This is a genomic window from Prosthecobacter sp. (genome assembly GCF_044378005.1).
Lineage (GTDB): Bacteria > Verrucomicrobiota > Verrucomicrobiia > Verrucomicrobiales > Verrucomicrobiaceae > Prosthecobacter.
In genome coordinates this window covers 1-6,527 of record NZ_JBILYB010000222.1, presented here as the reverse complement: position 1 = coordinate 6,527, position 6,527 = coordinate 1, and the positions used below count along the sequence as shown (strand labels likewise).

Annotated in this window: 4 protein-coding genes; 2 read left to right on the top strand and 2 right to left on the bottom strand. The window is 57.7% G+C overall.

The genetic code is table 11. From position 1 onward, the window contains the following. Positions 1-71 precede the first annotated feature (71 nt). Positions 72-1,271 carry a redoxin domain-containing protein gene (locus AC6FTP_RS24705; protein WP_497209573.1) on the bottom strand — a complete coding sequence of 400 codons (1,200 nt, stop codon included), beginning with the start codon at positions 1,269-1,271 and terminating at the stop codon, positions 72-74. A 99-nt stretch (positions 1,272-1,370) separates the two neighbouring features. Between AC6FTP_RS24705 and AC6FTP_RS24700 the strand changes: the two genes are divergently transcribed. Then, the gene (locus AC6FTP_RS24700) at positions 1,371-2,723 is read left to right on the top strand and encodes a hypothetical protein (protein ID WP_497209572.1); all 1,353 of its coding nucleotides are present in this window, start codon (positions 1,371-1,373) and stop codon (positions 2,721-2,723) included. Positions 2,724-2,745: 22 nt separating this feature from the next. On the opposite strand, the gene AC6FTP_RS24695 is transcribed toward AC6FTP_RS24700, so the two are convergent. Further along, complete coding sequence (locus AC6FTP_RS24695; RefSeq protein WP_497209571.1) at positions 2,746-4,743, bottom strand: sulfatase family protein; 1,998 nt, start codon at positions 4,741-4,743, stop codon at positions 2,746-2,748. 442 nt (positions 4,744-5,185) lie between these two features. On the opposite strand from AC6FTP_RS24695, the gene AC6FTP_RS24690 reads away from it, so the two are divergent. Continuing rightward, the coding region (locus AC6FTP_RS24690; RefSeq protein WP_497209570.1) for an FHA domain-containing protein at positions 5,186-6,527 on the top strand (1,342 nt) is incomplete at its 3' end.

The window sequence follows — 6,527 nt, the reverse complement described above, 5'->3', positions numbered from 1 at the left end:
GATAAAATGATGGGGCTGACTTTCTGTCATGATTTTACCCCACATCATTTTGTCAGATAGGCTTCAATGGATCACTCCTCTGGCACAAAATACCTTCCCATCGCTTCCAGGATCTTGGCGCGGAGTTCGTCGCCGTTGACCTCTTCGTTGTGGCGGTAGATGATGGCTCCGCCGGGGGCGACGACAAGTGTGTGTGGGATGGGGCCTGGCCATTCGGGATCGAGCGCCTGGATGAGGGCATCGGTGTTCGGGGCGTTGTAGATGTAGGCGTTGCCAGCGCGGCCTTCGGCTTTGAGGCTGGGCTTGATCTTGTCGGGCACGATGGCGTTGTGCTTTTCCAGGAAGTCTTTCACTTCCTTGAGTTCGCCGGGCTCGTTGATGCTGATGCTGATGAATTCGAAGTCACGCAGGCCGAACTTCCGCGCGGTGGCGACGAGTTCGGGAAACTCCTCCACGCACGGACCACACCAGGTGGCCCAGACATTGAAGAGGCGGACCTTCTTCGTGTCGTTCTTCCGCAACGCGGCCACGCCTGCGGCATCGATGAGTTCGACGTGGACCTCGCTCTTCTCCCACTTCTCATTGTCGGCAGCGACGGAGACACGTTTTTCGATCCATTTGGTGGAGCAGCCATGCGGCGGCGTGTTCTCCACGGCCACGGGTTTGCCAGAAAGCAGGGCATCGATGGCCAGTCGTGCATCTTGCGAGGTCACGGTCGCGGCATCGGCGTAGCGGGAGTCGTCAAAGCGGCCCTGATAGCGGAGTTTGCGCTCTTTATCGAAAAGGAAGACGTGAGGTGTGGCCAAGCAACCGTAGGCCTTCGCGACGGCCTGTGTCTCACCATCGAAGAGATAGGGAAAATTAAACTCCTGCTCCTTCGCGTGGCGCTTCATCTCGGGGAAGCTGTCGTTGTATTTCGAGTAGCCGAGCTCATCCGCCCGCAGCGCAGCGGGATCGTTCGGATTGATGCCGACGACACGCAGCCCCTTGCCTTTGTAATCCTTCACAAGCTGCTTCAGCCGACCTTCGATGGCCTGCGAGGTGGGGCAGTGATTGCTGATGAAGGCGACCATGAGCAGGTCAGCATCGGCATACTCGGCGAGGGTGTGCTTTTCCTCATCAATGCCGAGCAAGTCGAAGGCTGGTGCTGCATCGCCGATCTTCAGCTCGTGAAAACCTTCCGGGTGATGATTCGCGGCGGGCTTTTTCGGCGCGTCCGTCTGGGCGAAAGCCAAAACGGGCAGGAGGAGAAGAGCAGAGAGCAATTTCATGAGCGAGAAGGTGAACGTGGCGAACGACTCGGGTGTAGCGCAGGAGCGACAGGAATTCCAGAACTTGGCATTTCCAGAGCCGTCGCTACACTCACGCTCATGAACGATCAAGCCGTCCTCTCCAATCGCTGGCGCAAGCTCGCGCGGCGCACCGCTTGGAAGGTGAATGCGGGCTGGCTGATGGAGATGCTCACGCCCTGGCTTGTCGGCGCGGGGGCGCTCGGGTTTGCCGGCATCGTTTGGCTGCGGTCGCGCGGCATCGCGGTGGAGATGGCGCAGGTCTGGCCTTGGGTGGTTGGTGCGGTGGCTGTGCTCATCAGCGCGGCAGTCGTTTTTGCAAAGAAGCACTTCATGGGCACGGATGCGGCGCTCGTGCGGTTGGAGGCGCAGCTTCATCTACACAATGCCCTGACCGTGGCGCGACTCGGACGCGGCGCGTGGCCGGAGATTCCCGGAAGCGTGATGGATGGCCTGAGTTGGAGGTGGTCGCGCGTGGGTGGGCCGTTCGCCGCTTGTGCATTGTGTTTGCTCGCGGCTTTTTATCTGCCGATCACGCCCGATGCGGCGGCGGTGATCCCCGATGCGGAGCCGCAGGCCTGGCAAAAGATGGACGAGTGGCTGGAGAAGCTGCAGGAGGAGAAAATCATCTCGCCCGAGGCCGAGGCGGAGCAGCAGGCGAAGCTCGATGCCCTGCGTAATCAGCCGCAGGAGAAGTGGTTCAGCCATGAAAGCCTCAATGCTAGCGACACGCTCAAAGAACAGCTCCAGCGCGAGATCGCGAACATGGGGCGGAATCTCTCGGACGCGGAGCGCAGCCTGAACGCCCTGCAAAACTACGGCGACAAGCTCTCCGAGCAGGCCAAGGAGCAGATGCTGAAGGAATTCGCCGAGGCGCTGGAGCAGATGAAATCCGGCTCACTGCCGCTCGATCCTTCTTTGCTCAAAGAGCTGTCCCAGATCGACCCGAAGAACCTCAAATCCATGTCCAAGGAGCAGCTCGATCAGCTCCGCGAGTCTCTGAAAAACAAAGGTGGCACCTGCGACAAGATGGGAGAGGGCTTCGGGCAAGGAAAAGGCTTCCTCGGCGATGGTGAAGGCGAGGATGACAACGGCATGAAAAAGTTCCGCGATGGCATGTCCACCGGACCCGAGGGTGAAGGTGCAGGCAATGGCGGTGTCAGTCGCGGACCCGGCACCGCACCGCTCACGCTTGCAGATGAAGAGAACAACTTCGGCAGCGGCAAAAACGAAGGCGTGAAGAGTGAAGACTTCTCCAAAGCCCAGCTCGGCACCACGCTCGGCCTTCAAGAAGGCAAACACGAAGTCGATAAGACCTCCACCGGCCCCAGCGCTGCCGGAGCCGTGCAAAACCAGGGCCAGGGCGGCGAACAAGTTTGGCGCGAGTCACTCACGCCCGAGGAAAAGGCCGTGCTGAAGCGTGTGTTTAAGTGAGGCGGCGAATTCTTCCCGCAGATCACTTTGCCAACAGAACACCACGCACGCCCACCTCGCCCTCAAAGGCGATGAAGTTCAACTGCGCTTTCTCTTCGGCCAAAACGGCGTGCTGCGTCTTCAGGGTGACTCCGGCGAATTCAGCGGTGAGTTCTTCGCCCTTGAAGGTGAGTCGTAGAGTCTGCCAATCGCTGGATTTGAACTTCACGCGCTGTTTGCCGAGCTGGATCGTCTCCCCATCCTTGGTGATCGGATTGATGGCCATGTCGAGATTCGCGTGGGAGAGCACCACGCGGAAGCTGTGTTTGTTCCCGGCCGTGTGAATGCGCAGTGAATGCCGATCTGCTTCGCCAAGCAGGATTTGGAACTCCAGCACGCCGTCCTTCAGCGAGACTGGACCCGTCAATGGCGCGCCCTTGTCATTGGCTTTGCCAAACATCGCTTCATCGCGAGCAGTCCAGGCCGTGCCTTTGAACTTCGAGAGATCCACCGGCTCCGCGTTTGCCAGCGGCGGCAGTGCCGCGAAGGTCGGTTTCGGCTTCACGCCTGCGGGCGGCAGCTCACGACTGAAGCCGCCATCGCGATAGCGGTTCAGCAGCGCTTTCAGGTCATTGACCACGTCCGCATGATTCGCGGAGATCTCCTTCTCCTCGGCGATGTCATTCTTCAGATCGAAGAGCTGCGGCTTGAACTGCGCTGCATGAGCTTTCTTCGCCGCAGGCTTCACATCATCCGCTGGCACGCCCTCGATCCATTTGTAGCTGCCTTTGCGGATCGCGAAGTTGCCATCGGCACTGTGGACGATCACATCAGGTCGCAGTGAGCCCTCGTATTGTTCTCCGAGCCAAGCTTTGGAGACATCGTGACTGTCCTCTGCGCCTTCGCTGGCTTTTGGCAAAGCCGCACCGGTGATCGCCGCGAGACTGGCGAGTGTATCGACGATGCTCACCGTCTCATCGCAAACCGTGCCCGCAGGCACATGACCGGGCCAGCGCACGAGGTAAGGCACGCGGAAGCCGCCCTCCCACACATCGTGCTTGCCACCACGGAACGGTCCCACGGGCTTCAGTCCGGCCTTCTGCGCGTCGGTTTGCACGAGGTTCGCATTCTCCGGCTTGTTCACGCCGCCGTTGTCGCTGCTGAAAAGGACGAGCGTGTTTTCCGCCAGCCCTTGCTTGTCCAGCGCATCGAGCACGCGACCCACGCTAAGATCGAGATCGCTGATGAAGTCACAAAACGGCCCGCCTTTGCTTTTACCTGCGGTCGCCTTCGAGGGCGTGATCGGGTTATGCACGGCCACCGGTGTGAAATAGACGAAGAACGGTTTCTCCGTGCTCTGCTGGCCGATCCAGTTCACGATCTTGTCCGTCAGCGTCTCCATCACATTTTCATCCACTCGCTTCGGGGCATTGAGATCGAGCGTCTTGACCGCTTTGCCCTTCTGCTGGCCCATCGTTACATAGGGCGGGCTCGGCTGCGAGGGGCTGTCCTTGTTCAAACCATGCACCCAGTGGTTCTCCACATACACACCGCTGAGGTCGCCGTGATTCGCCGGCACGCTGAAGTGGTAATCAAAGCCGATCTCCAGCGGCCCGGGCTTCAGCTCCTTCGTGAAATCGCACTTCTCCGCCGTGCCGTAGCCGAGGTGCCACTTGCCCACCGCCGCGCAGTTGTAGCCCTGCTGTTTCAGCATCGACGCCATCGTCAGCCGATTCGTCTCGATGTGCAGCGGTGCCGTCGTGCCCAGCACCTCACTGATGAGCGACGTGCGCCAGCAGTAGCGTCCCGTCATCATCGAATAACGCGTAGGCGAGCACACCGACGAGGTCGTCAGCGCATCCGTGAAACGCCGACCTTCTTTCGCCAGCCGGTCGATGTTCGGCGTGCTCACCACCTCTGGGTTGGCTCCATAGCAGCCAGCGCTGCCCCAGCCATAGTCATCGCTCAAGATCACGAGGACATTCGGCTTCGCCGCGTGGAGCGAAGAACAGAGAGCAAGGAGGACAAAGAAAGGCTTCATGGCGTCGCCAGAACGCAAAGATCAGCAACGCATTTCAAAACGAATCGTGAATCGCAGGGGCGGGTGGGCAGGGATGTTCGCCAGTTCCTGGCATGGATCAGGAAGTCATTCCACCCGCCCATGCCAGTAACCCGGCTCACGGTGCGGATGCATCACGGCGATGATAAGGAGCCCCATCCCATCGTGCCGACAAGGCCACGCATGGCGGCTGATTCCGAAGCATGGATGATCCATCACAGATCCCCAAAGCCCGACGGTGTTCCGAACCTCTGGACAGGCCGCTCACCGCTCACGGCCCGCAGACACTCTTGCACGGAGCGCCGCACATCTTCTCTACTGTAGCTTGCTCAGGATTCGCCATTGCCTAAGGTCACAAGGCATCACCACTCGCTCTGCTTGCCCGCAGTGATGAGCACGGAGCGCATACATCACTCACAGACCTATGGAACCTGATACTTTAATCCTGAATGTTTATGGCACGGACTATCCATTCGAAATTGTTACAGGAGCAGTGCTGCGGGTAGGCTCAGATCCCGACTCTGACATTTGTCTTCAAGGTGAGGGGATTGCTCCTGATCATTGCACCATCGAGACTTTGGCAGGTGGCAGTTTTCGTCTTCGTGCCAATGATTCAGCTTCAGGCTTTAGTGTTAATGGAGTGACTTCCACGGACATGACGGTGAAAACACCTTTTAGCCTTGGTGTCTCAGGTCATCAGCTTGGTGTGCGTCTGGTCTCTCAGACAAAACATACAATCACACTGCCACCCAAACTTCCCCCAGCCCCATCCACAACACGCACTGCGAGAGTAGGAACCGGAACCACTGTTCCATCCCTGATGGAAAAGGAGCCTTTTCCAGCGCCCCAGGAAAAGCCCTTCAGTTTCGCACGAGTCGCTGCACTCTTTTGTATTCTTGCTGGCGGCATAATGGTCTGTGCTGCTTTGATGGTGATGTCATCATCAGGAGACAACGACGCACCCAGCCAACCAGTGACAGTGGCCGTCCAGCCAACGCCAGTGGCACCTGCTCCTACCGATAAAGCATCTCCATCTGAGCAAGCTAAGGCAATAGTGGCAGCCGCCACCGCACAAAAAGACGAGCAGCCAGCTCCTGCTCTCCCCAAAAAACCTGAACCACCTCAGATCAAAAACCTCGGAGAGGATTTCATACTTGGTTCCTTTAGGTATCGTATCATCTCAGCACTAAAGACGAGCATGATTGGAGCCAGTGATTTTGAAAGCCAGTTTATTGATGAGCTGGGTAAAGCTCCAGAAATGCAAATAGCAAGGCTCTTTGGGATAGACCCAGTCAAAGCAGCGACAGGCGAAGGCACGCGAAATGCCAATTCATCCTATTATGTGATTCGTTACGAAATCACCAACCTCGGCAAAACTGTAGATGCAGTTTCCAACACAGACTTCCAGGTCATAGACTCCCAAGACCGCCAATTCACTCCTTCGACAGACGCCACAATGAAACTGATAGAGAGGCAGGATGAAGACTTCCTGCTGAGCGAGCTTCAGCCTGGTATCACCCGCGCTTGCGCACAGGCATTTGAACTTCCTAACGATGCGTTTATAGGACCGCTCCACTTGCAGATCCCAGAGAAAGGCTTCTTCAAGTCAGGGAAAGTACATGTTTTGCTAAACAAAACAGCTCTCGAAACAGAACATGCCGGTAATGTGCAAAACAAAAGGCAACAAAATGCTTTGCCAAAAACTCAAGCGGCTGGCTTTAGTGCTCTTACTTTTAGTGAACTAAGTTCAAGGGAAAGCGGAGATG

Excerpts from the sequence above, each read along its gene's own strand:
- AC6FTP_RS24705 (WP_497209573.1), bottom strand. The coding sequence starts at position 1,271 with ATGAAATTGCTCTCTGCTCTTCTCCTCCTGCCCGTTTTGGCTTTCGCC.
- AC6FTP_RS24700 (WP_497209572.1), top strand. The coding sequence starts at position 1,371 with ATGAACGATCAAGCCGTCCTCTCCAATCGCTGGCGCAAGCTCGCGCGG.
- AC6FTP_RS24695 (WP_497209571.1), bottom strand. The coding sequence starts at position 4,743 with ATGAAGCCTTTCTTTGTCCTCCTTGCTCTCTGTTCTTCGCTCCACGCG.